Raw genomic sequence first — 23,729 nt, 5'->3', positions numbered from 1 at the left:
CCATGTATTCGAGCCAGCGTAACAAGCTGAAGCAGCCCCATCGCATCAAGCTCCCCGCCTATGACGAAATCGGGCTCGTGCTGCAGGGCGGCGGCGCACTCGGCTCATACCAGGCCGGCGTATACGAGGGTATGGCCGAAGTCGGCGTAGAGCCGACGCGAATCGCCGGCGTCTCGATCGGGGCGCTGAATACGGCGATCATCGCCGGCAACGCGCCCGCGGACCGAACGGAGGCGCTGCGCGGCTTCTGGAACACCATCAGTCAGCCGACCGATCCGCTCTCAAGTGTCGGCGCGTACCTGTCGGCGTGGCCCGGGCTTGAAGACGTCGGGCGCAGGTGGTCGAGCGCATGGGCCGCCACGCGCACGCTGATGGAAGGTCAGGGCGGATTCTTCTCTCCGCGCATGCACGTGCCTTTCGCCGGATTCGGCAGGAAGCGCCCCGATCAGGTCAGCTATTACGACACGTCGGCGTTGCGTGAATCGCTTTTGCGGTATGCAGACTTCGATCGCATCAATGACGGAAACATCCGCGTCTCCGTCGGGGCGGTCAACGTTCGAACGGGCAACCTCGTCTACTTCGACAATTCGAAGATGCGCCTGGCGCCGGAACATTTCATCGCCTCGGGTGCGCTGCCGCCGGGCTTTCCGGCCGTCGAAATCGACGGTGAGTTCTACTGGGACGGGGGACTCGTTTCCAACACGCCCCTCACCGAGATCATCCGTGAAAGCCAGCACAGGGACACGCTCGTTTTCCAGCTCGATCTGTGGAGCTCTCGAGGCAAGTTGCCCGGTGACTTCCTCGATGTCAGCGAGCGCACCAAGGACATTCAGTATTCGAGCCGCACGCGTGCCATCACCGCGTTCATGTCGCAGAACCAGAAGCATGCGCAGATGATCAAGGCATTGCTCGAGCACATCCCCGAAAACGTGCGGCTCGCGCACCCGCTGTTGCAGGAGGCGCAGAAAACGGCGGACGGCAGCGCGGTGAATGTCGTGCACCTGATCTACAAGAACAAGTCGTTCGAGGGGCACTACAAGGACTATGAATTCAGCAAGGAGACGATGCACGAGCATTGGGCGAGCGGCCTCGAGGATATTCGCCGTTCGTTCGGACACCCCGAGTGGTTCGAGATTCCGAGCCGCGAGATCGGTTTCGTCACGCGCGATGTGCACCGCTATCGGCAGGACGTCGATGAAACCGCCGAAACCGGCAAGGACACACGTGCGTCATCGAAAAACTTGCCGAAAAAAGAGCCGTCCGTCACCCAGTAGCGCGTATCGGCTTCTTCCCCCGGGTCATTCCATTCGGGCGGGTCGAGCATCGCTGCGACCAAGGCAGGGAACATCCGCACACGGCGCCGCGCCGCCGTGTTTTCCACCGCGCAAGCGAACGGTGCTTTCCCGGGCCAGACGTCTTCCGACGTGCGATCCAGCTCTTTCGGTTGCCGATTCGATGTGTCGGATCGCTTCGATGACGGCAAATCCGGAGCCGGTGTCGGACACCGCAGCTTGGGCAGCGCAATGAACGACCTTCGAGACCGGTACGTGCAAGCCACAAGGAGAGCATCATGATTTCGCATGAACTGATCGCACGGTATGGCACGTTGGTCGTATTCCTGAACGTGCTGGGATCTTCGCTTGGCCTGCCTTTGCCCGCCATACCGACATTGATCACGGTAGGCGCGGGCATTGCGCTCGTCACGCATGTTGCGTCGGCGACGGTGCTGCATTTCGCAGCGATACTGGGCGCCGCCGTGATTGGCGGCGTACTTGGCGACCTGGTCTGGTTCCAGGGCGGCAAGCGGTACGGCAAGCGCACGCTTCATACCGTTTGCAAGCTGTCGCAGTCACGCGAAACGTGCGTCCGGACGACGGAGCGCTTTTTTGGTCGCTGGGGCGTCCGCGTACTGGTTGTCGCCCGGTTCGTACCCGGCCTGTCGCTCGTCGCCGTTCCCCTGTGCGGCGCGATGGCCGTCAGATTGCGCTCCTTCGTCTTGCATGATTGCGCCGGCGTTGCGCTTTGGGCATCGATCGGCCTGGCCATCGGCGCAATCTTCGCTTCGCAGATCGACGTGATCTTTTCCCTTGTCGCCCGTCTTGGCTGGCACGCGCTGATCGTCGTCGGCATCGCCCCGTTGCTGTATTTCTCGTATCGCTACTGCCGGCGGCTGACGCTGGCAAACGCGCTCGGGAAGGCGCGGATCAGCGCGGGTGAATTGCATGCGTTGCTCGCGAACAATCCGCGGCCGGTCGTGATCGATGTCCGCTCCACCGAACGACGCATGCGCGATCCGTTCGTCATTCCAGGCGCCGTGATTGCCGATGAACGCAAGCCCGCGCAGATCATGGAACGTTATGGGGCGAACCGAACGCTCGTGATCTATTGTGGGTGTCCGAACGAAGTGTCCGCGGCGTCGGTGGCCAGGCAGTTACGACTATCCGGCGTCAAGCTTGCATTGCCGCTCACCGGCGGGATCGATGCATGGCGTGTCGAAGGCTTCGACGTCGAACCGGTCATCGCGATGAACGACGCGGCAATCAGCGAAGCAGAGAGAACGCTTTTCACGCATTGACGGCGTCGCATCCATGACGTGCCCGAGTATCCGGGTACGGCGTCATTCCCCCCCTCAGGTTGGCGCGCCGCCACGCAGCGGACAGCGCCTCCACCGTTTCGCGCAGCACGTGCCCGAAGGCGGCGACCACCATCCCCCCTTTCCGGTTTCAAGCATCTTCCTGTTTGATCGGATCCGTGTGCCCACCGATTACACGACGGCGGCAGCAACGCTGTCGGAAGTCGATTGGCGGCGCCTGGGACGACACCGAGCAAACAGCGTGCAGATAGCGGCAGGTCCAGCACCGACCCGGCACACACAGGCTCGATGAGAATTGCCGCGATTGGCGTCGCGATGGCTCGTCCGCAGCAAGGATCGACCTGCGCACACGCTTATCCCCTGATTGCGGCATCGCCCATGTCCGGCGTGCACACCGTAGTGGTTTTAGTGGTTTCCGCGGCAGGGTCGCTCGAAAAAACCGACCTCGCGGGGCCGTCGAAGCGGCAACGGCCCGGTGCTTCGATGCCGAGTTGCGGGTCGACGCACGCGTCCCGCCTGCCGGCCCATCAGGCCTCTCGAACTTCGTCCGCTCGGATAGCGATCAGGTCGCCGTCCGCTTGCAAACGCCGAAGGCGCCAGGTGCGCGAAGCGGCGGTGTCGATCCGGGGCAGCCATTCGCGGCCGATAACGCTTGCGACACCGGCGGGCATTTCGAATCCCGGCATGGCGCCGGCATGTGCAATCGAGCCCGGCGCAACGCAATCGATGTCTGTTCATGCCGACGCCCGACACTCACGACCATATGCCGCATGACGGGTTGTTGTCGCCGCGGAACCGGTACGCAACACCGAGCCGATCTGCGCTTGGCTTGTCCCGAGATGGCGCTGCGCAGCATGGGAGACGGAGTCGCCCTTGTACCGCCGGGCGATGCCGAAAGAGTCGGACCACGTCACGTCCGCGGCCCGGTGGGCATCCGGACAGGATCGGAATCGACCGCAGGTCTTGCACCGACGGTCTCGGCGGCTGTCGAGCGATCGTTACCGCGCGCCGAACGCCGCCGCTGGAAACGACCGCGCTCAGTGCGCGCCCGTCGCTGCTCCACCGCCGCCCTTGCCGGGCTTGGTGAGCCAGACGAGCGGGATGATTACGATGAAGATGATCGACGACAACCAGAAGATATCGTTCAACGCGAGCATGGCTGCCTGCGCATTCAGCGTACGCTCGAAGAACGTCGCGGCCTGATCCAACCCGCCGCCGAGCGTCGTGTGGAGCTGCGCGATGGCGCTCACATAGTCGGGGTTGTTCACGCTCGATTGCTCGGCGAGCCGGGCATGGTGCAGGATCGTCCGGTCGTTCCACCCGGTCGCGATCAACGACGTGCCGACGCCGCCCGCGAACACACGCACGAAATTGGACAGGCCGGCGGCGGCCGGAATCCTGTCGGGCGTCAACCCCGACAGGATGATCGCGGTAAGCGGCGTAAAGAAGAGCGCCATGGGGATACCTTGCAACAGCGTCGGCAGCACCAGCGTATAGGGATCGACGCTCGTCGTGTAATGCGAGCGCATGAAGAACACGCCCGCAAAACCGAGGAAGGCCAGCGTCGCGAGCACTCGTGCATCGGACTTCGGCATGATCTTCGCCATCAACGGCGCCAGCATCACGGCGAAGATCCCGAGCGGCGCCGTCACGAGTCCGGCGTCCACCGAACGATAGCCGAGATAGCCCTGAATCCATTGCGGCAGGATCACGAGGTTCGAGAAGAACACCGCATATGCGACCGAGATCGCAATCGTGCCGCCGCGGAAATTACGCACCGCGAAGAGCCGAATATCGACAATCGGGTTCTTCTCCGTGAATTCCCAGATCAGGAAGAACAGGAAGCTGATGGCGGCGACCACGGCAAGTGCGCAGATCACGGGGGAATTGAACCAGTCGAGATCCTTGCCCTTGTCGAGCATGATCTGCAGCGTCGCGACCCACACGACCAGCGACATCAGGCCGACCTTGTCGATGGGAAGCTTGCGCACGGGTGTCTCCCGGTCCCGATAGATCATCCACGTCACGCCGGCCGCGAACAGGCCGACGGGAATGTTGATGTAGAAGATCCACGACCAGCTGTAGCTGTCGGTGATCCAGCCGCCCAGCGCGGGGCCGGCGATCGGGCCGACGGTCGCGGTCATCGACCACAGCGCCAACGCGGTCGAGCTTTTCTCCTTCGAATACGAGCCCAGCAGGATCGCTTGCGACAGCGGAATCAGCGGCCCTGCGACGACGCCCTGCAACACGCGCGCGGCGAGCAGCACGAGCAGGTTCGGCGCGACGCCGCACAGCCACGACGAAAACACGAACAGCACGATGGCGGCCACGAACAACCTGATCTGTCCGACACGCTGCGTAAGCCAGCCCGTCAGCGGAATCGCGACCGCATTGGCGGCCGAGAACAGCGTGATCACCCACGTGCCCTCGTCGACGGATACGCCGAGGTTTCCCGAGATGGTCGGAATCGCCACGTTGGCAATGGATGAATCGAGCACGTTCATGAACGTCGCGAGCGCGACGGCGAGTGTCGCCAGAACCAGCTTTCCGCCCGTCAGCGGCGGCGGTGCAGGTTGCATTGAGGAATTCATTTCGCTTCCACTCTGAAGGTTCGACAGGGCGCGGCGTATCGATCCGGCCAGTCGGACGATTGAATCGCCCGGAGCACGACTGCACCATGCACTCCGGGTGTCGAATCAGCTTGCACGCAGTTTTGCGTCGCGCTTCGCGGAAGTCGTCGACGATACGACGCGCCCCGTCTGCGCCGCAGGTTCGACGACGATGTTCTGCGCGATGATCTTCTCGATCTCGGCATCGGCCTGCGCGCCGTATTCCGCAAACACATCCGTGCGATACGACGTATTCATCGCCGCGCCGAGCTGTCGGCCGGTGTTGTCGTGCGTATCCACATCGACGTCCATCGACAGGCCGATACGCAGCGGATGCGCTTCGAGTTCCTTCTGATCCAGCTGGATGCGCGCGGGCAAACGCTGGACGATCTTGATCCAGTTGCCCGTCGCGTTCTGCGCCGGCAGGCTCGCGAATGCGCTACCCGTGCCCGCCGAGAAACCGACGACCCAGCCGTGGTACTTGACCTTGCCGCCATACACATCGGCAGTCAGCGTGACGGGTTGACCGATGCGCATGTTTCGCAACTGGCTTTCCTTGTAGTTCGCATCGATCCACACGCCGTCGAGCGGCACGATCGCCATCAACGGCGTGCCGGGCGACACGCGCTGGCCGACCTGAACCGAACGCTTCGCGACATAGCCCGTGACGGGTGCGGGCAATACGTTGCGCGCGTAGGCGAGATACGCATCGCGCACTTTCGACGCGGCGGCCTGCACGTTCGGGTGCTGGCTGATCGTCGTGCGGTCGGTCAACGCGCGGTTGGCTTGCGCCTGTTGACGCGCGGCGTCGAGCGCGGCCCGCGCGGCCGTCACGGTGTCGCGCGCGTGCGCGATGTCTTCGGCCGACACGGCGCCCGTGTCGGCGACGGCCTGGCGGCGGCGCAGATCGTCCTGAGCCCGAGCCAGATCGGACTGCTTCTGGGCCACGTTCGCGGCATAAAGATCGTTGTTCACGTAGAGACTGCTCACCTGCCGCACGGTCTGGCCCAGCGTCGCTTCGGCGTTGCCGAGCGCGACTTTCGCATCGGCATTGTCGAGCGTGACAACCGGATCGCCCGCCTTCACGATCTGCGTATCGTCGGCGTTCACGGCGACGACGGTACCCGCCACCTGCGGCGTCAACTGCACGAGGTTGCCGCTGACGTACGCGTCGTCAGTGGATTCGTGATAGCGCGCGTACGTCAGGTAATACACACCATAGGCGATCGACGACGCGACAACCGCCACGCCGAGCAGCGCCAACAACATCGTGCGCCTGCGCGTCGCGGGTTCGCTTCCGACCTCGTCGTCGCCCGGCGGCGACGGATCGTGATTCACGCGGGCAGCGTCGACCGGCTTGCGAACCGGCGGGTTGATTTCGCTCATTTCAATTCTCCAGGCAGATTCGATGGATCGCCGCTCAGCGCGCGGCGACGGCAGGCGTATCGGATGCGGACACGTCGGCGCGCGCCGCGGCCTCCGAATCCGCGAACGACGTGTCGACGAAGCCGCCGCCCAGCGCGGACGCGAGCGCTATCTGCTGATCGCGGCGGGTCATGCGCAGGTTCGCGACGCCCTGGTCGGCGGAAAGCGCATTGACGTCGGCGTTCAACACGGTCAGTTGATTCGTGAGACCGGCCTTGTACTGCGCGAGCGCCAGTTCGGCGGCTTTCAGCGCGGCTTGCCGCGCAGTCTGCGCATCGACAAGCTGCGCGTCCGTCGAACGCACGCCGGCGATTTGCGTGGCGACTTCGCTCAACGCGGTCACGAGCGCCTGGTTATAGGTCGCGACGGCGTAGTCGAAGTCGGCGTAGCGTCCCTTCAGTTGTGCGCGGAGCTCACCCGCATCGAAGATCGGCAGGTGGATGGCCGGGCCGACCGATGCCGTGCGGCTCGCCGCTGTCAGGAAGCGACCGAAGCCGAACGCGTCGAGTCCGATCGCGGCGCTCAGGTTGATGTCGGGATAGAACTCGGCCTTCGCTTCCTTCACGTCGTGCGCAATCGCATCGACGTTCCACCGGGCAGCCACGATGTCGGGGCGCCGGCTGACGAGATCCGCGGGCAAGTTGTCGGGTAGACGAACGTCGTCGCCCATGCCGAGCGCCGGGCGCGCAATCTGCAAACCGCGATCGGGACCGGCGCCAAGCAGCGCCGCGATCTGATAGCGCGTCGCGAGAATCTGACCGTCGAGCGATTTCATCGCGGCGCGGCTCGTCGCGAGATTCGCGCGTGCGGTCTCGCGCTCGACCTGCGTGTCGAGCCCTGTCGCGATACGGCCGGCGGTGACGCGATCGATCTGTTCGCGTCGAGCGATCTCCTGTTGCGCGATGTCATGCAACACGTACAGGCGCGCGAGCTGGTTATAGGTGCGCGCGATCGACGTCGTGAGCGTCAGCCTGACCGTTTCCTCGTCAGCGCGATTCGCCTGAAGCCGGGATACCGACGCCTTCAGCGCTTCGCGCCTCTTGCCCCAGAGGTCGAGCTCATACGAAGCGCTGAGGATGCCGCGATTCTCCGTCTGCCATGACCCGCCGTATGGCGGCGGAACGAGCGCCGTTCCCGAAAACTGCTGGCGTGTGAGCGCATAGCCGGCATCGACGCGCGGCATCGTTCCCGCATGCGCGGATTCGCGATAGGCCTGCGCGGCCGCCACGCGCGCACGCGCCTGATCGAGCGTCGGATTGCTCCTTAGCGCCTCGTCGATCAGCGCCTTCAACTGGCCGTCGCCGAACTGATCGGCCCAGTTGGCGGTGGGCCAATGGCCGCGCTCGAATGGAAGGCTCTGTTGCGTCGCATACTGCCGCGGCGCATTCATCGCTGCATCGCCATGAATGCCTGCGTAATTCACGCACGCCGACAAGCCGGTCGCGACGATCACCGGCACGCCGGCCTTGATCACGCGTGACGTGGTTCGCCCGGCGATTGAAAGAATGTTCATTACTCGTCTCGTCACGTAGTAGGCAAGGAAAACCGTTTGCAGAAAAATCGCGATGCAGTTTTGGCCGCGTACCGGCGAACGCGCGGCGTGTCTCGAGCACCTTTCTTCGCGACGGCTCGAAGCCATGTGCGCGCGACACGCAAGCATCTCGTTCGCGAACGCGAACAATGTTCTGATGCCCATCCATGGATTCCTCAAACCGCGGCGTACCTGCTCACTGCGCCCGACACCCCATACGCACCAGGTACAGAAGTGTTCGCAGTTGTTCGTCAGAAGCTGGTATCGGTCTTCACCCAGGCGTGACCGGGCCCGCTCGACGACGGTCATCCCGGTATAAACGGCATCCGGTTCCGGTTGGACACGGACGCCCTTGTTTGCCGCGAAGCGACGCAGCGGGATGCACTCCACCGGGCATCGCCCGGCGGAACGATGAAAGCCGCCATAGTGAATAACCAGCCCGTTTCCCGCGTAGATTCCGTGGTGCGCATACCCTTCGCGCTCGCTGACGAGATGCGCGCCTGCTTCGATGCCGGCTTCCGTTCGGATCGGCGCCAGCGACATCGTCTGGCGGTCGATATTCAACGTCTCCATCGCAAGCCTCCGATTTCACAGGTGCGTCGCATTCCGCGTCGCTGATGGGCCGCATTGCCGTGTCGCAATACTAGGAGCCGGGCTCATGTGCAGGTAGACCCGTATCGGAACACTTTCCCGTTCCTCATTGACACCAATCCGCCCCGTCACGGCATTCGCCCGGAGATCGATGCAACCGGCCGCGTCCCGTCCTCACGGGATTGGTGCAAAGCGGGCAACACCATGCATCCCGAGTCGATCTGGTACGACGACCCGGCATTGCCTAGCATGCAGGTGCGCGTGGTCCATCGTTCGGATGGCGGTCATGGGAGTCGACTGGCAGGCACGAACCGCGCCATTGCGCTGATTCGCGTCGAAAAACAACGCACCGCCTCGATACGCAAGGGTCGAGAACCGCTCGCGTTGGCCATACAAGCAACCGGGAGGCATATGGAGAACGAGAGGTTGAAACCTCCGCCGCTGACACTGCTCGACAAATACCGGGGGCGGGAATTCGCCGCGCTCTACACGACCACGGTCACGGTCTCCGGAGGCGTCTCCGGGCACGGGCGTGCATCGGGCGTCGCGAGGTCCGACGACGATTGTCTCGTCCTCGATTTGCGCTTGCCCACCGAACTTGGCGGCCCGGGTGGCGGCACCAATCCCGAACAGCTTTTTGCCGCCGGCTACGCCGCGTGCTTTCACGGCGCGCTGAGCCTGCTGGCGCAACGCGCGCAGATCGATATCCGGGAAACAACCGTGGCCGTCGAAGTATCGTTCGGCCGCGATCCGGTAGACGGCGGATATGCACTGGTTGCCAACGTCACCATCCGCATGCCGGGTGTGGACCTGCCTGTCGCGGAAGGTCTCGTTCGCGACACCGAACGCCTGTGCCCCTATACGAAGATGGCGCGGCAGGGAATCTGCAGCGTCATCGCCATTTCGGCATGACGGGCGATTGGTTCCGAAGCGACAACAGAGTGCGCACGCTCCCGGCACTACTGCCCCCCGAGGCGCGCGATTACGATGGTTGTCAGGCAGGTCCTGCGGTGAATCGTCGTACGCAGGGTCGGCAGTCGCGCTTCCACCGATCAGGAGAACAGATCATGACGCAACGTATCAACTACTTTCAGCAATCGCCTGAAATGGCCAAAAAGCTCATCGAGCTCGACGGGTTGTTTCAGAAAACGACGCTCGAGGCGCCGGTCCGCGAGCTTGTCGAGATTCGAGCATCGCAACTCAACGGCTGCGCGTTCTGCCTCGACATGCATATCAAGATGGCAAAAATCCACGGCGAGCGCGAACTGCGTCTGCATCACGTCGCGATCTGGCGCGAGTCGACGCTGTTTTCGCCGCGCGAGCGTGCCGCGCTGGAATGGACCGACGTGCTGACCCACCTCCCGTCGCATGGCGTGCCGGACGATCTCTACGAACGCGTTCGTGCGCACTATTCCGAGCAGGAGCTGTCGGATCTCACCTACCTGGTGGGCGCAATCAACAACTGGAACCGGCTGAATATCGCATTCCGCATCGCGCCCGGCTCGTTCGACAAGATGTTCGGGCTCGACAAGGCCAACCTGGAGTGACGACATGAAACGCATCATGCTCGTGCTTGCGCCGCTGGTATCGTCGCTGCTGATGGTCGTTCAGCCGGCCGCCGCCGCTCCGCAAGCCAAGGTCACGCCGCTGACGACGGAGCCGTTGCCCGAGTATCCGGGCAAGGAAGTCCAGATGATCGAAGTGGATTATCCGCCCGGCAGCGTCGACCCCGTTCATCGTCACGATGCGCACGCATTTGTCTATGTGCTCGAAGGCAGCATCGTGATGGGCCTGAACGGCGGCAAGGAGGTCACGCTTCACGCGGGTGACACGTTCCACGAAGGCCCGGACGACGTGCACACGGTCGGACGAAATGCCAGCAGCACGAAGCCGGCAAGGTTCGTCGTGTTCCTGATCAAGAACAAGGGCGCGCCGGTCCTCACGCCCGTGAAGTAGCGCAATCGTTGGCAAGGCCCGGCAATGCCGGGCCGCTCGCCGGTTTCAACCATCACGCCCGATCAGGCACGTGCGTTGCTCGCGTTGCATCTGGACTCAACGCCTGTCGACGCGCCGCCAACCTGATTAGCGAGCGACGGCACACTCGACACTGGCCCACTATCGAATCCTTACATGCCCGCGAGGCTGGCCTGACTTCGCTCAATCATCCAAAAAGGGCCGATCGAAGACCCAGATATCGAACGAATGGATCAAAGTCCCGATAGCTGCCTTGTTTCAACGTTTACCCCTGCCGCTCGGATGACGTCCGCGGGAGGCATTACTACGGTCTGCCAATGTTGTGGTCCATCGATGCGGCAGCGATGATTTGCCGCCGCCAACGTCATGACAAATCAGCTCAGCCGAGTGTGAACTTCAACGTGCCCAGGCTGCCGACTTCGACCACGCCATCGCTATTGACGAAGGAACGCGTACCTTCGGCAACGATCGTGTTGTTGGTCAAATAGGCGCCGTTCCAGCTATCGACAATGTTGTAGGGACGCTGGTCGGGGCGCTGGCTGCCGCCGAAGCTAATGTTGAATGGCGCGACGCCGTCCTTGCCTTGGGCCTTGCTGAACACCCAGCCATAGTGTCCGACGTTGCCTTCGGAAGCGAACGCGCCGATCGGGCTATAGTTGGTGGTATAGGTGCCGGCGATGACGCCATTGGATGCATCGGCGGACGTGATTTTGAATGTGAAATTCTTGTCCGACGAGATATAGGTGCCGGTGAGAGGTACATTGGCCATCATAATCTCCATTTTTTATGAATTTGAAGGATGCAGTCAAGCGCGTCAGTCGCGCACCTGCCAGAGCAATATAGGCGCCGGATATCGTGGATACACCCTGTAAAGCTTGACAGGGCTGAAAAGCAAAGACGCATGTTTTTCCGCGTAGATATCCATACGGGTGAATGCCGGTGGCATTCGCAGCCCCTCACGGCGCCACAAGCGCTGCGTCGACCCGCGCAAAAAGTCCGCGCAATTTCACATTCTCAATCACGCCTCCCACGTCATTTCTGCTTGTTGGCCCCGCCTAGGGCCGGTGTTCCGGCGATTCCCACCACATCGGGTGCCCAGCGAGATTTTCGCTTTGGACAGACTGAGTCCGGTGACGCGCCGTGTGGATTGTCAAGGGTGGCTACATTGTCCTTTCTCGCAAAGATCGCAACTTGCGCTTCCAGGGCACCCCACTGCGTCACTTCTCGTCACTATTGAGCTAATTATTCAACAATCCTGCGATTGCGGACGTTCGGTCATTCCATGTGCGCTCACAAAAGTCCCGTTGATACCGGCCTCCGCAAGTTCTCCATAAAATGTTTATATTTTGTGCGCGGACATGACCTCGTTTTTGCCGAAACAGATGAGACAAAACCATTTTTAATTGCTCATAAAAAAGTCGTTGCTGGCGAATTTCACTGTGCTATTCTCGCCGCCAAGGAGTGCTGCGGCTTCAAGCTCCGAACACCTGAAAAAAGCGTTATATGACGGGACCGGCTGCCAAAGCCTGTCCGCCGAAAAAGCAAACGACCAACCTCCCCGTTCCGCGATCGCGCCGGTGAGGGCCTGACGGGAGACGGGGCATGTCGAATGTTGCTGGCAAGGCCTATGGCATGAACGTCGTGACGCCGATGCCACCGCATCGGACGTGGATCAACCGATTCATCTTCATGATCGCGCGGGCGCTGCCCGCCACGCTGACCGGACTGATCGGTCTATCGATCATCCATTTTGCGCGCTGGGCCATCATCCGCCGAAAAGACTGGCCCGATCTCGGCCAGCCCAAGTCCGATCTGAAAAACGATTACATGCTGTTCATCAGCAACTTCAACGGCACCTGGGATCAGTACATCGACGCCTTCTCGGACGGCATTCCGGGTGGCCTTGACCTGTTCTGGTATGCCAGCACCAAATATCCGCATTCCATTCCGATCACGCCGTTCAAGAATTACATTCGCGCGAATCAGATCGATACCGACTACTACTACAACGCAACGCCCGGCGCCGCTCAACGCGACATCAAGGCCGCATTGCGTGTGCGGTCGAATCTGGTCACGCTCGCGAATCAATATGCGACGTTGTCCCCCGATGCTTTTGCGCAAGCCTATCGCGCGATGCTCGTGGCCGTACAGAACGATCTCGGCACGCACGGCTTCGCGCCCGTCGCGTCGAACGACACGGCCAACGCCGATACCAACCGCCAGCCCTTCGTCGATCGGGCCTGGCCCAAGAGCAAGGCAGGAGGCACCCAATCATGAACCTCGACGGTGGTCATTATTTCCTTACCGTGCTGTCGCCGGTTCGGGTCGAGCCGTGGAAGGACAACGACGGCAACGTGACGTCGCCCACGTCGTCGCTGCGTCAGGTGCTCGCCACCCTGCCGACTGCGATGCAAAGTAAGGCATGCGAGGCCGGCGGTCGTAACAGCCCGTTCTCGCGCTCCCACAGCACGCACTTCGCCCGCTTCGCGGTGATTGACCAGCCGGCCTTCAACGGTCGCGTGCCGGTCGACTCGCTCGTCGACGCGATCCGGAAAACCAATCTTCTCGAGGATCAGCACGTCGACAACCTGTCGACGTCGTGGCTGCTCCTGAGCGTGGATTTCGACCCCGCGCCCAGTCACGCCAGCGACAACGACGGCGGCCTGCACGATTATCTCGTCAGCTTGTGGAATGTGATGCGCGACGAGCTGAGCGCGGTCTATCGACATTGCTACGGCTTCGAGACCGTCGGCACCGGCGACGAATTCGCGCATTACATCAAACGCTGCCAGGTCGAAACGACGATGCCGTTCAACGATTACTGGATCACGACGCCGCCATTCCTGTCGCGGTCGATTTCGATTCCGAAGATTGGCGCGGCGATCGCGATTTTCACGCTGGTGGTGACGCTCATCGTAGCGATGGTGGCGGGCAAATTGGCATGGCTCGCGCTGCCCGTAGCGCTCGCGTTGGGCATCTACGGCGCTTATCGGTACGTGATGAAGTGCGGTGAGGTACCGTTCGATACCGCGCCGTTCTCCGATCTGCGCTCGGTGCTGAAGTCGTTGTATCTCCAACAGAATTTCGCGCGCTTCGCGATCGATCACCAAGGCGACGATCCGGCGAGGCTTCACGCGGCGTTCGGCGATTTCCTCAACGCGCACCGCCCCACTGACATCGAGAGCCCGACCCAGCCGCCGGGCGTCATCGACACCGACGTTCCAGTCAGCCCGAGCGTCAGGGCAACCGTTCCCGCCGCCGCCATGGCCAACTCGAACGAGGCACCAGGGGTGACCCAGTCATGACAGAGCAACAGTACGACGTCGATCTCGATCTCGCCGATATCCAGGGCAACATCCTCACCGCATATGGCCGTCAGGGCTTTCCGAAAGGACGCTTCATGCTGCTCAACGTGCGTAGCGCCGCCAGAGGACGCGCGTTCGTCGAGCATATGCGCCGGAAAGCGACCACCGCGATGCGATGGCCTTCCCTTCGTCATCCCACGTTGAGGCCCACGGGCAAGGTCTCGGTGGAGCGGCCGGACGTGACGATCAACCTCGCATTCACGTTCTGGGGGCTGGTCGCGCTCGGCGTGCCGACGCGCACGCTGCGCGGAATGCCCGACGATTTCATCGACGGCATGGCCGCACGCGCATCGATCCTCAGCGACGACGCGACCGACTGGGACCCGGTCTGGAACCAGTCGGAAACGAAGGACCCAAGGAACCAGCCGCACATTCTCGTGATGCTCAATGCGCGGATGCGGGATGACGGCACCGCTGTTCCCGGTTTGCAGACGGTCACCGACGAGATCATCGACTGGTGCAAACATGCCGACAGCGGCGTTGCCCTGTGCGTGGGTCATCGTGGCTCGGACGAACGCTGGCAGGATCTGTCCGCGATCACCCGGGAATTCGACGGCAAGATCGTGGCGACGCCCGACGAGCATTTCGGCTTTACCGACGCGATCAGCGATCCGGTCTTCGACGGGCAGGTGCCCGGCAACAGGAAGGTCGCGATGGAAGCGGCCGTCGGCCAGGGCAAGGTGGATGGCCAAGGCAACTGGTCGCCGCTCGCGCGCGGCGAGTTCCTGCTGGGTTGGCCGGATGAAGCGCAGGAAATCCCCGGCGCCGCGATGCCGCTCGATTTCAGCCGCAACGGAACGTTCTTCGCGTATCGCAAGCTGCATCAGGACGTGAGCGGTTTTCACGGCTGGATCGACAAGACGGCGGACCAGCTGAATGGGCTTTGGCGCCTCGGGTCGCAAGACGAAGCGAAGCAGACACTGATGGCAAAAATGGCCGGCCGCTGGCAGGACGGGGTGCCGCTGATGGCGGCGTCGACCTTTGCCGAATGGCAGGCCTTCAACGCCCAATACCCGCTTTTCGACAAGGACAAACCAGGCGAGCTCAATCCGGAACGGGCGCGCCGCCTGGTCGATTTCGTCTATCGCGGCGATCTCGATGGCCTGCGCTGCCCAATGGGCGCGCATACGCGCCGCATGAACACGCGCGACCTGCTCGATCCGCACGTCGGCGACGACAATCCGGTCAACCGTGCCGGGTCCGCGCTCAACAACCGCCGGCGCATCCTGCGCCGCGGTCTTCCATACGGCAGCCAGGACGACGCCCACGGCGAGCACGGGATCGTCATGCTGGCGGTCTGCGCGAACCTGTCGCGCCAGTTCGAGTTCGTTCAGCAGCAATGGCTGAACTACGGCCTCGATTTCAATCTCGGCAACGACACCTGCCCGCTCGTCGGCAGTCATGCGCCGAATGCGCGTTACGTGATCGCGGCCGATCCGAAATCGGGCAATCCGCCGTTCATCGCGAGCGGCATCCCGAACTTTGTCGAGGCGCGCGGCGGCGACTACTTCTTCATGCCCAGCATGACGGCATTGCGCCTGATCGGCATGGGCCTGACCGATCCTACCTGACGCGGAGCGCGCCGATGTCCTTTGCCTTTGCATCGAACCTGTTCCATGCAATCGCGCTCGAAGCCCACTCGCTGGGCAAGGGTGTGCTCGCCGGCGACGAGATCGCGGCGAAGCTCGCGAGCGGCAGCGGCGATCTCGCGGCGCGGCTGAAAGCCGTGCTGACCGATCCTGCCGGCCTGCGCTCGATATTCACGTCGCTGCGCGCGTTCGCGCCCAATATCGCCACGGACAAGACGTTCGTCACCGCCTATCCGTGCGACGGGTCGGTCATCGTCACCCTGGCGGCGGACGTGCGCGAGGTGCTCGATCGGCAAGGCGACTTCGAGGTCGTCTACGAGCCGAGGATGTGCAAGATCACTGGCGGCCCGAATTTCTTCCTCGGGATGCAGGATGGCGCCGAGTATCAGCTCAACGCGTCGATCATGCGACTCGCCGCGCAGCGCGGCGACGTGATCGACATCATCGTCCCGAAGGCGCGCGATGCGGCCCGGCGGATCGTGGCCGCGCATCCTCACGAGATCGATCTGCCGCAGGTGCTGACCACGGTCGTGCCCGCACTGATGGTGCGGGAGTATTTCGGCGTCGATACCGCGTCCGTTCCCGATCTCGTCGAATGGACGACCGCGATGTTCTGGTATCTGTTCGCCGATCTGCAAGGCGATCCGGTGGTGGAAAGCAAGGCGCTCGATTACGCCGGCCAATGCCTGGGCGCGATCGATGCGGCGATCGCCAAGCTCGACGCGAACCCCGGCGGCCCCGTCACCGTGCTGAAGCGCGCGGTGGCACTGCGCGATGCCGGCGCGGGCGGATTCGGCGGCGCCGGTATTCGCAACAACATGATCGGCCTCGTGATTGGCGCGATTCCGACCATTTCGAAGGCGTGCGTGCAGGCGCTCGACGTGCTGCTCGATCATCCGGACATGCTCGCGCAGGCCCAGGCCGCGGCGGCGCGCGGCGACGAGCAGGCGGTCGGCTCGATCCTTTTCGAGGCGCTGCGGTTCAATCCGGTCAATCCGGTGATCTATCGTCGCGCAACGCGTGACTGCGAGATCGCGTCGGGCACGACGCGCGCGTGCCAGGTGAAGAAAGGCGCGATGGTGTTCGCGTCGAACCTGTCCGCGATGTTCGATGCGGCCGTGGTCGACGATCCGGACGCGTTCCGCACCGACCGGCCCTGGGACATCTATATCCTGTGGGGCTATGGCCTGCATCGCTGCTTTGGCGATGCGATCAATCGCGCCATCATTCCGGCGCTGATGACGCCGCTGTTGGCAGGCGCGCCGCTGGCGCGCGCCGACGGCACTGCGGGGCGGCCGGATACCGAAACGCCGTTCCCGCAACATTTCACGGTCATGCGATGAACCAACAATTGAGCTGCTACGGGGAAAGTCAGGATGGCGGCTGCAGCTGTTGAACGCCTAAGCATGGTGTCGGACCGACAACGATTCGGTCAACGAAACGGGTGAGCCGCGATCGTTCCGGCCGCGCTGAGCGCGTTCTTCAATTCATGACGCCCCGGGCATCGCCGGGCGCGTCATGTCGCGGCAGTATCAGAACGGGCTGCGTGTCGTATCGCCATTGGTGAACACCGCGTCGACGACCTGATAGAACGCCATCGCCGTATCCGCGACCTCCCAGACCGCAAGGATGACGTGGTAGCCGCTACGCATCGGCAGCTGGCATTGGTGAATGGTCGGCTGCTGTGGCACCAGGTTCGCGTTCGGGTCCCAGTGTGGCTGGCCGGGATTCTGGATCGTGCAGAATGGCGTGGGCTCGAACTGCGCGCGCGTCAGCTTGTCCGACGGGTTCCAGTCGGCGCGTGTAATGAAGTAGTTCCAGCGACGCGTCTTGTGCACGGCGCTGAATTCCCATTTGAAATTCTGCACCGCGCCCGGCCGTAGCGGGATCTTCTGCCAGCGGCCCGGCGACTGCTCGTTCAGCACGGGCAGCGGGCCATTCGTGCTGGCGCCGGCGATTTCGCCGTCCTTCGGTGGTGCGGCATTCTTCGCGTCGTCCGGCGCGAACGGATCTGACAGGCCGCTTTGCGTCGCGGGGAAGAACTTGCCGTTCTCCATCGCGTTCGCGTGCCAGGCGTCGACAGGGCAGTTCGGATTCTGGCCTTGCGTGCACAGCACGATGCGCGAAGGCGGTTCGGTCAAACGGCCGTGCGCGTGAGCACCGGCCGCCGCGACCAGCAGTGCCACGCCGGCCAGCGAGCATGGCATGACGGAAGCAACGTATCTGCGGATGATCTTGTTCATGAGCCCTCATGGCATTGATGTCGAAACGGATATGCGCACATCGAGCCTGTCGCATGATCCCGGGTAGAGATTCCTGTCGACGCGTCGTCGCGCACGCTGATCGGCAAAAGCGACGGTCGAATGAAACCGCGGCAAGCGATGATTAATCGCCATGCTTCCTGACAAATCACTTTCACCGAGTCAAACCTTATCCGTAAAGATCGGAAAAATAAACTTCCCTCATTGATAATTTTTTTGATTCGCGACATCGAAACATCCATTTTCAGAATGCTTCGTTCGTCAGCCCTGATGTAACGCGGATTTTGGTGTTTGACGATCGTGAATGATCGATCTCGACATTTCGTGTTCGAAGGACACCGGCATGATCGCCTTCGTTTTTCAATGATTTTATTAGTTGATTAATATTTGAATTGGATCGAGATCATCAATAATCGCATACCATATTAGTATTTATTGTTGCCCCAAAGTATCACAGCGGACACGATGAGAAAAGCGCGCCGAGTATTCATGGGTGGCTCCTCCTGGTTATTTTTGCGATAGCTTTTGCAGTGGATCTTATCTTTGTGAGATCTGCAGGAATCCTATGAGGCTGGATAGGTATTCCCGCCGCTGAAGACAGCGGGCTCGACCATTTGCTTGCTCCACAGCCATTCGAGCAGCTGTTGCGCCCTGGCCGCTTCCATCGATCTGCCGAGAAACGCAATCAGCTCGAGCGGATGCGTTGCCCGCGTCAGCATGTCGAGGAGCGGAAACAGCGCCACGCCATTCCAGAACGCGACGGGTCGATCAAGACTCGGATGCTGCAAGGCGGGATGCGCGGTGACACGGTCGCCGGTCGCGCAAGGCACCACGACAATGCCGGTATCGCGGGCGAAGCGGATCGGACTGTGCAAGGGCAACGGAGGCGCGGGCTCGCCGGGCTGGGGCTGGTTCGACGGCACGTGCGCCAATTCGTCTTGCAGCGCGTGCGTCATGAGGTCTACGCGCGCCGCGGTTTCGTCGCCGAGCGAGGCCATCGCAACCGTATCGGACGTCAATGCGGGCGTCGAGCGCAGCCGCCAGAAAGGCGACTCGGCGCACCATGCCTGACGGTAGTACCCGGCCGTCCATGCGAGGTGACGCGCCGCGCTTTCGATCAGGCGCGATTCGTAAAAGCGCTGCGCCAGTTCGCGCTCCGACGCATCGCTTGCCCGGCACCACGTGTTGATCGCGATAGCGGCCTGGAGCGAGAAGCGCATCGCCTTCTCGACGCCCGAGGACGAGATCGGGTCGAGCGCGAAGGCCGCGTCGCCGAGCTTGATGCGTCCGTCCTGCCAGGAGAGCGCGTCGACGTAGGGCGTCGATACGCACATGCGCGGCGAATCGCACCAAGGCAAACCTGCAATGTCCTTGAACAACGCGCTTCGCGTGCAGGCGTTGCGCAAGACAGACTCCGGCTCGCGTTCGAGCGCGTCGTCCCGCGCGGAGGGATCGAACGTGAACATCACGCGGTAACGGCCGCCCGGCAGCGCAGCGCCCCACATCCATCCGTCATCGAGCGCTTCCACGCGCGTGGCGGCATCGGCATGCGCAGCCGGTGTTTCCATCGCGGCTTCGGCCCATACCGTGGACAGCCGAGGCGCGCGCAAGCGCTGCGGCTCGCGCCGGCTCTGCCGGCCCTGGGCATCGAGCAGCACGTGCGCCTCGACGTTCCGCAGCCCGTCGGGCGTAGCGATTTGCACGCGCCAGGCACCGGGCGCTCCGTCGACTTGCGCGACGCTCGCCGGCCGCAGCACTTCCACGCCGCGCGCCACGGCCAGGCGCAGCAGCGCCGCATCGAATGCGGCACGCTCCACGACGGCGCCGTCATGCGCCACCGTCTCGATCGATACGCTCGTCCAACGTACGCTCGTGGGCTTGCCTGCGAGGATCGGAACGGATTCGAGCACCTCGTCCGCGTCGAGGTAGTCGATGATGTTTCTGACACCCGGCGTCACCGCTTCCCCGATCTGCGGACGAGGCCATAGCGGGCTTCGCTCGACGAGCAGCACGCGATGCCCGAGATGGTTCAAGCGAAGCGCCACGCACAGGCCAGCGGGACCTGCGCCGATCACGAGCATGTCGAACGTGCGATTCACGCCGTTCCCGCACCACCAGACGACGCGCCAGGCGAACCGGCAAACCAGGCCGGCGCATAGCGCGCGAGCCTGCCGTGCGCGCCGATTGCATAGTGCAGCCAGCCGCGGATGTAATCGCAGGCGCTGCGTCCGCGCTCGACGACCTCGTGATGGCATCCGCCGCCGCAAAGATAGCGCGCCCAGCATGCATTGCAGGGCTGTTGCTTGTGCACGTGACGCTCGGCGAGCCAGATCGTCTGGCGCGCCTGATCGACGCCCGTGGAGAGATGCCCCATGACGCCGGCCTCGTCGCCGACGAAGCGGTGGCACGCCGCCAGCTCGCCATCGGCGGAGACGCCGAAATACCCCGCCCCCGCGCCGCACGGATACGGCCGATGCGTACCGCGCTGGATTTCGCGCAGCGCGTTCTGCATGTTCGAGAACGGGTAGCGCTCCCCGCGCATGACCTTTTGCTCGAACGCGAGCCCGCAGGCGATCATCCCTTGCAGCATGTCTGCCATATCGTCCGGGCCCATTTCCGCGCGGCCGTTCGAAGCGCGCAGCAGCGGCGAGAAGCCGACGCTGTGGAACCCCATGTCGACGAAAGTATCGAGCGTGCTCGGCAAGTCGAGATTGAACGGTGTGACGGTCACGCGCGCCGAGACCTGCATGCGCCGCTGGCGCGCAAGCAACGGCGTCACGCGCTCGACGATGTGATTGAACGAGCCCATGCCGCCCTTGAACGGACGCAAGCGGTCATGCACGGGCGCGGGGCCGTCGAGGCTGACGGTGACAGCGAAGCCGTGCTCTTCGAAGAACGCCCCGTCGTCTTCCTGCAGCAGACTGCCGTTCGTCGTCACTGAAAATTGGCAGCGGATTCCGCGGGCATCGGCGCGCTCCCGCGCGTGGACCGTCGCCGCGCGCAGCACCGCGCGATTGGCGAGCGGCTCACCGCCCATGAATGCAAGATTGATCTTGCCGCCCTCGCTCGCCTGATCGATCAGCAGATCGACTGCCGCAAGCGCGGTTTCGAGCGGCATGTTCTTCGCCTTGCCGCCAAATTCCCCTTGCTGGGCGTAGCAATAGGTGCAGCCGAGATTGCATTTCTGCGCGACGGCAAGCGACAACGCGTGCACCGGCATCTCGGTCAAAGGCTCGTCGTCGATCGCCGGGCGCATGTCGAGCCCGCGGCTCGCGACCAGCGACGCGACGGCCTGCGCATCCCCGTCCTCGAGCGCCGCCTGAAACGCGTCATGCAGATCGTGCGGCACATGAAACAGGCGGCTTCCGTTCACGAGCAACAGTTGCGCGCCCTCCGCATCCTCGACCACGTGGATCCCGGGATGCCGCGGGCGCGACGCCTCGACGATGCGCGCCGCCATCGCCGACGCCAGCGGCGCGAGCGGCTCGACGGCGCGATCAGGTTTCATCGGCATCCTTGCCGCGGATCACGAACTGAAGATCCTCCTGCCAGGACCGGAACAGATCGTCGTAGGACCACAACCGCGTGTCGACGCGATTGTCCGGCACGTACGTGCCCGTGCGGCGCTTGGAGAGCCACATGTCGCCGCGCGCCAGCCCGTCGTCGCCCGGCTCGACATTGACGAAGTCGGGTCGCGACGCGGCCCAGTAGTAGCACGCGCATTCGCGATAGTCGTTCTGCCAGGGCGCGCAGAGGCCTTGCGTCAGCTCGCCCGGTTTCAACATCTCGGGGTTGAAGCTGGCGGTGTCGCCCTCGAAAAAGTGCCTCAGCGTGAGCGTCGCCTTCAGGGTCTCGGTTTTGCCTTGGACGTAGTACACCTCTTCCAGGGCGTTCTCGTGAGCCGTGAATTCGCATTCGACCGGCTTGCCCTGCAAATGCACGATGCGGGCGATGGAGTTCGACCACTCCATGAACGACACCGCATTGGGATTGGGCACGCTCGCCAGCGTGACAGGATCCCCGCCTGGCAGCACCGGCCCTTTCGTGAGGACCATCGTGCCGACCTTGTGGCCGTCGAAGCTCAGCAGGCGGCGCGTCTTGAGATGCTCGTAGCCCGGCTCCGCATCGACGACGTAGTTGTTGTTCTCGACCAGGGTGATGCCGACGAATGCGCGCCGCCAGAAATTGCGGAAATCGAACTCCAGGCCCGGGAAGCAATTCGAAATCGCCGTGCGCGGCAGCGCCGAGGCCGGGTTGCCCACGCCGCGATGGTGAATCTGCGCGGTCAGGTTGGACGCGCGGATCTCCCCGTTGCCGGGCTGTTCGAGGTCTTTCGGAACGTTCGGATCGTTAGCCGACATGCTTGTCTCCCTTCGGATCAGGTTGTCCGAACATCGCGTCTCGCGCCGCCTTGATCACCAGGTTGATGTGCCGGCGCGTGAGCGTCAGGCTGCGGCCATCCGCCCCGCGCATCAGGGCCGGCATCTTGCGCAAGCCCTCGGCGGTCAGGTCGCCGATCTCCTCGGGCTGGCGCAGCAGCTTGGCGAACCACGGCGCGCCACCCGCCGCCAGCGTGCTGAACACGCGCTCGTGCAGCGCACGCAGCGCGAGATTGTCGACGATCGATTCGGCGGCGATCGGCTCGTAATAGCGCTCGAAGTCGGCCGTGTTCTGTCGCACCATCGTGCTCGCGACGTTGAGCCTTCCGTTGACCGGGTTGCCGTTCATGACGGCGGTGTTCATGAGGCGGATCGTTTCGAGCGCACGCAGGACGATCTCCGTGGCTTCGTCGATCGATACGCTCTCTTCCGCGACGTGGATGCCGTGGAGAATCTGTTCCATCTCGTCAGACACCACGCGCACCGGCAAGGTATCGGGCGCATAGGCCGGCGGCCCGGCGCCGATATAGCCGTGCGCGCGCAGCGTGGAGCCGTCCTTCCTCGTCAGCACGACTTGCACGTGGCCATCGCATTCGTCGTCGAGATAACCCCAGCTGACTTGATTGCCATCCTTGTCGGCGTATCCGGCAAAAATCTGCGCGGGGTTGGTCGGCGCGGGATGCTCCTTCGTGGGGCCACCCGCCTCCTTGAAGCCGAGCCACTTGCCGGGCGTCTCGGCGTAGAGCAGGAGATCGTCGCGATCGATGACGGGATCGAGCTTCAGCTTGTCTTCGCTTTCCTTGTCCGAGGTGCGGCGCACCAGCCGCGTGCCGTACACGATACCGGCGGCAGGGGTGTAGCGCAGGCGGATCTCGGGGAACTGCGCCGTCGGCTTGACGAACTGGACGTAGCCAAGCGGAAGATACCGCCCCTGGCGAAAGTGTTCGCAATGGCCTTGCATCGCGTGCCGCTTGTGATCCTTGAGGCCGGTCAGGTTCGCGTGGATCTTGTCGTTCGCGTCGTTGGTGCGGCGGTAGATCTTGATGTTGCCCAGATGGATATCCCAATGCAGCGCGTCGAGATCGAGTTGTTCCATCGCGAGCAATTGCAGCGTGAGCGGCTGCAGCGTATCGGGCGCCTCGCTCGTGCGCGCAAACACTTCGAGAAAAGGCGCGACAGGCCGCACCTTCCTGTTCTCGTCCTTGAAGCGAATCGTGTCGGGCACATAGGCCTTCACGATCTCGCCGCTTTCGGGATCCACCTCCAGCGTGGTGCACGGCACGATGCGTCGAAAGTCGAGCGGGTTGTCGGGATCGACGACGAGGTCGAACGCTTCCAGCGGCGTCGCCGCAGCGCCCAGCCTGCCGACCGCGATGGGCGGCAAAATCCGGAGTTCCAGTATCGGCATGTGC

General features: G+C 63.2%; 18 protein-coding genes. 9 read left to right on the top strand and 9 right to left on the bottom strand.

The genetic code is table 11. The annotated features are described in order from the left end of the window. Positions 1 to 2 precede the first annotated feature (2 nt). Positions 3 to 1,274, top strand: a complete 1,272-nt coding sequence (locus VL15_RS14255) for a DUF3734 domain-containing protein (protein WP_048246274.1) — start codon at positions 3 to 5, stop codon at positions 1,272 to 1,274. Positions 1,275 to 1,570: 296 nt separating this feature from the next. After that, positions 1,571 to 2,575: a DedA family protein/thiosulfate sulfurtransferase GlpE gene (locus VL15_RS14250; protein ID WP_048246273.1), complete on the top strand. Its 1,005-nt coding sequence runs from the start codon at positions 1,571 to 1,573 to the stop codon at positions 2,573 to 2,575. A 1,055-nt stretch (positions 2,576 to 3,630) separates the two neighbouring features. On the opposite strand, the gene VL15_RS14245 is transcribed toward VL15_RS14250, so the two are convergent. From VL15_RS14245 to VL15_RS14235, 3 genes are all read right to left on the bottom strand, one after another. Then, positions 3,631 to 5,184: a DHA2 family efflux MFS transporter permease subunit gene (locus VL15_RS14245; protein ID WP_048246272.1), complete on the bottom strand. Its 1,554-nt coding sequence runs from the start codon at positions 5,182 to 5,184 to the stop codon at positions 3,631 to 3,633. Positions 5,185 to 5,289: 105 nt separating this feature from the next. Further along, positions 5,290 to 6,588, bottom strand: a complete 1,299-nt coding sequence (locus tag VL15_RS14240) for an HlyD family efflux transporter periplasmic adaptor subunit (RefSeq protein ID WP_048246271.1) — start codon at positions 6,586 to 6,588, stop codon at positions 5,290 to 5,292. 34 nt (positions 6,589 to 6,622) lie between these two features. Beyond that, entirely contained in the window at positions 6,623 to 8,731 is a 2,109-nt protein-coding gene (locus tag VL15_RS14235) for an efflux transporter outer membrane subunit (RefSeq protein WP_080970824.1), read from the bottom strand. A gap of 429 nt (positions 8,732 to 9,160) precedes the next feature. Between VL15_RS14235 and VL15_RS14230 the strand changes: the two genes are divergently transcribed. From VL15_RS14230 to VL15_RS14220, 3 genes are all read left to right on the top strand, one after another. After that, a complete protein-coding gene (locus VL15_RS14230) occupies positions 9,161 to 9,661 on the top strand; it encodes an Ohr family peroxiredoxin (RefSeq protein ID WP_048246269.1) in 501 nt (166 codons plus the stop codon). A 155-nt stretch (positions 9,662 to 9,816) separates the two neighbouring features. Next, positions 9,817 to 10,296 (top strand): carboxymuconolactone decarboxylase family protein, encoded by a 480-nt coding sequence (locus tag VL15_RS14225; protein WP_048246268.1) that lies wholly within the window; start codon positions 9,817 to 9,819, stop codon positions 10,294 to 10,296. Positions 10,297 to 10,300: 4 nt separating this feature from the next. Further along, on the top strand, positions 10,301 to 10,705 hold the full coding sequence (locus tag VL15_RS14220) for a cupin domain-containing protein (RefSeq protein ID WP_048246267.1): 405 nt from the start codon (positions 10,301 to 10,303) through the stop codon (positions 10,703 to 10,705). A 397-nt stretch (positions 10,706 to 11,102) separates the two neighbouring features. On the opposite strand, the gene VL15_RS14215 is transcribed toward VL15_RS14220, so the two are convergent. Beyond that, on the bottom strand, positions 11,103 to 11,492 hold the full coding sequence (locus tag VL15_RS14215) for a hypothetical protein (protein ID WP_048246266.1): 390 nt from the start codon (positions 11,490 to 11,492) through the stop codon (positions 11,103 to 11,105). 833 nt (positions 11,493 to 12,325) lie between these two features. On the opposite strand from VL15_RS14215, the gene VL15_RS14210 reads away from it, so the two are divergent. Genes VL15_RS14210 through VL15_RS14195 form a run of 4 tightly spaced genes read left to right on the top strand, consistent with a single transcriptional unit; the run spans position 12,326 to position 17,020 of the window. Further along, positions 12,326 to 13,000 carry a hypothetical protein gene (locus VL15_RS14210; RefSeq protein ID WP_048246265.1) on the top strand — a complete coding sequence of 225 codons (675 nt, stop codon included), beginning with the start codon at positions 12,326 to 12,328 and terminating at the stop codon, positions 12,998 to 13,000. Next, positions 12,997 to 14,028 (top strand): hypothetical protein, encoded by a 1,032-nt coding sequence (locus tag VL15_RS14205; RefSeq protein ID WP_053077639.1) that lies wholly within the window; start codon positions 12,997 to 12,999, stop codon positions 14,026 to 14,028. Before VL15_RS14210 ends, VL15_RS14205 begins: the two co-directional genes overlap by 4 nt. Continuing rightward, positions 14,025 to 15,659: a Dyp-type peroxidase gene (locus VL15_RS14200; RefSeq protein WP_048246264.1), complete on the top strand. Its 1,635-nt coding sequence runs from the start codon at positions 14,025 to 14,027 to the stop codon at positions 15,657 to 15,659. The genes VL15_RS14205 and VL15_RS14200 overlap by 4 nt, the downstream gene beginning before the upstream one ends. Positions 15,660 to 15,673: 14 nt before the next feature. Next, positions 15,674 to 17,020, top strand: coding sequence for a cytochrome P450 (locus VL15_RS14195; protein WP_048246263.1), 1,347 nt, complete (start codon positions 15,674 to 15,676; stop codon positions 17,018 to 17,020). Between the two features lie 189 nt (positions 17,021 to 17,209). Here the strand turns inward: VL15_RS14195 and VL15_RS14190 are convergent, their stop codons facing one another. The 5 genes from VL15_RS14190 to VL15_RS14170 form a co-directional block, all read right to left on the bottom strand. Continuing rightward, complete coding sequence (locus tag VL15_RS14190) at positions 17,210 to 17,884, bottom strand: lytic polysaccharide monooxygenase auxiliary activity family 9 protein (RefSeq protein ID WP_048246287.1); 675 nt, start codon at positions 17,882 to 17,884, stop codon at positions 17,210 to 17,212. 617 nt (positions 17,885 to 18,501) lie between these two features. Further along, complete coding sequence (locus tag VL15_RS14185) at positions 18,502 to 20,037, bottom strand: NAD(P)/FAD-dependent oxidoreductase (RefSeq protein ID WP_048246262.1); 1,536 nt, start codon at positions 20,035 to 20,037, stop codon at positions 18,502 to 18,504. Then, positions 20,034 to 21,446 (bottom strand): radical SAM/SPASM domain-containing protein, encoded by a 1,413-nt coding sequence (locus VL15_RS14180; RefSeq protein ID WP_048246261.1) that lies wholly within the window; start codon positions 21,444 to 21,446, stop codon positions 20,034 to 20,036. The genes VL15_RS14185 and VL15_RS14180 overlap by 4 nt, the downstream gene beginning before the upstream one ends. Then, on the bottom strand, positions 21,436 to 22,299 hold the full coding sequence (locus tag VL15_RS14175) for a hypothetical protein (protein ID WP_048246260.1): 864 nt from the start codon (positions 22,297 to 22,299) through the stop codon (positions 21,436 to 21,438). The genes VL15_RS14180 and VL15_RS14175 overlap by 11 nt, the downstream gene beginning before the upstream one ends. Then, positions 22,289 to 23,725 carry a hypothetical protein gene (locus VL15_RS14170; protein WP_048246259.1) on the bottom strand — a complete coding sequence of 479 codons (1,437 nt, stop codon included), beginning with the start codon at positions 23,723 to 23,725 and terminating at the stop codon, positions 22,289 to 22,291. The genes VL15_RS14175 and VL15_RS14170 overlap by 11 nt, the downstream gene beginning before the upstream one ends. Positions 23,726 to 23,729: the final 4 nt, after the last annotated feature.

The sequence above is a fragment of the Burkholderia cepacia genome (assembly GCF_001039005.1).
Classification (GTDB): Bacteria; Pseudomonadota; Gammaproteobacteria; order Burkholderiales; family Burkholderiaceae; genus Burkholderia; species Burkholderia theae.
This window is presented reverse-complemented; position numbering and strand designations above follow the sequence as displayed.

What these genes read in the sequence shown, in the direction of transcription:
- VL15_RS14255 (WP_048246274.1), top strand. Translation starts at nt 3, where the DNA reads ATGTATTCGAGCCAGCGTAACAAGCTGAAGCAGCCCCATCGCATCAAG.
- VL15_RS14250 (WP_048246273.1), top strand. Translation starts at nt 1,571, where the DNA reads ATGATTTCGCATGAACTGATCGCACGGTATGGCACGTTGGTCGTATTC.
- VL15_RS14245 (WP_048246272.1), bottom strand. Translation starts at nt 5,184, where the DNA reads ATGAATTCCTCAATGCAACCTGCACCGCCGCCGCTGACGGGCGGAAAG.
- VL15_RS14240 (WP_048246271.1), bottom strand. Translation starts at nt 6,588, where the DNA reads ATGAGCGAAATCAACCCGCCGGTTCGCAAGCCGGTCGACGCTGCCCGC.
- VL15_RS14235 (WP_080970824.1), bottom strand. Translation starts at nt 8,731, where the DNA reads ATGGAGACGTTGAATATCGACCGCCAGACGATGTCGCTGGCGCCGATC.
- VL15_RS14230 (WP_048246269.1), top strand. Translation starts at nt 9,161, where the DNA reads ATGGAGAACGAGAGGTTGAAACCTCCGCCGCTGACACTGCTCGACAAA.
- VL15_RS14225 (WP_048246268.1), top strand. Translation starts at nt 9,817, where the DNA reads ATGACGCAACGTATCAACTACTTTCAGCAATCGCCTGAAATGGCCAAA.
- VL15_RS14220 (WP_048246267.1), top strand. Translation starts at nt 10,301, where the DNA reads ATGAAACGCATCATGCTCGTGCTTGCGCCGCTGGTATCGTCGCTGCTG.
- VL15_RS14215 (WP_048246266.1), bottom strand. Translation starts at nt 11,492, where the DNA reads ATGGCCAATGTACCTCTCACCGGCACCTATATCTCGTCGGACAAGAAT.
- VL15_RS14210 (WP_048246265.1), top strand. Translation starts at nt 12,326, where the DNA reads ATGTCGAATGTTGCTGGCAAGGCCTATGGCATGAACGTCGTGACGCCG.
- VL15_RS14205 (WP_053077639.1), top strand. Translation starts at nt 12,997, where the DNA reads ATGAACCTCGACGGTGGTCATTATTTCCTTACCGTGCTGTCGCCGGTT.
- VL15_RS14200 (WP_048246264.1), top strand. Translation starts at nt 14,025, where the DNA reads ATGACAGAGCAACAGTACGACGTCGATCTCGATCTCGCCGATATCCAG.
- VL15_RS14195 (WP_048246263.1), top strand. Translation starts at nt 15,674, where the DNA reads ATGTCCTTTGCCTTTGCATCGAACCTGTTCCATGCAATCGCGCTCGAA.
- VL15_RS14190 (WP_048246287.1), bottom strand. Translation starts at nt 17,884, where the DNA reads ATGCCATGCTCGCTGGCCGGCGTGGCACTGCTGGTCGCGGCGGCCGGT.
- VL15_RS14180 (WP_048246261.1), bottom strand. Translation starts at nt 21,446, where the DNA reads ATGAAACCTGATCGCGCCGTCGAGCCGCTCGCGCCGCTGGCGTCGGCG.
- VL15_RS14175 (WP_048246260.1), bottom strand. Translation starts at nt 22,299, where the DNA reads ATGTCGGCTAACGATCCGAACGTTCCGAAAGACCTCGAACAGCCCGGC.
- VL15_RS14170 (WP_048246259.1), bottom strand. Translation starts at nt 23,725, where the DNA reads ATGCCGATACTGGAACTCCGGATTTTGCCGCCCATCGCGGTCGGCAGG.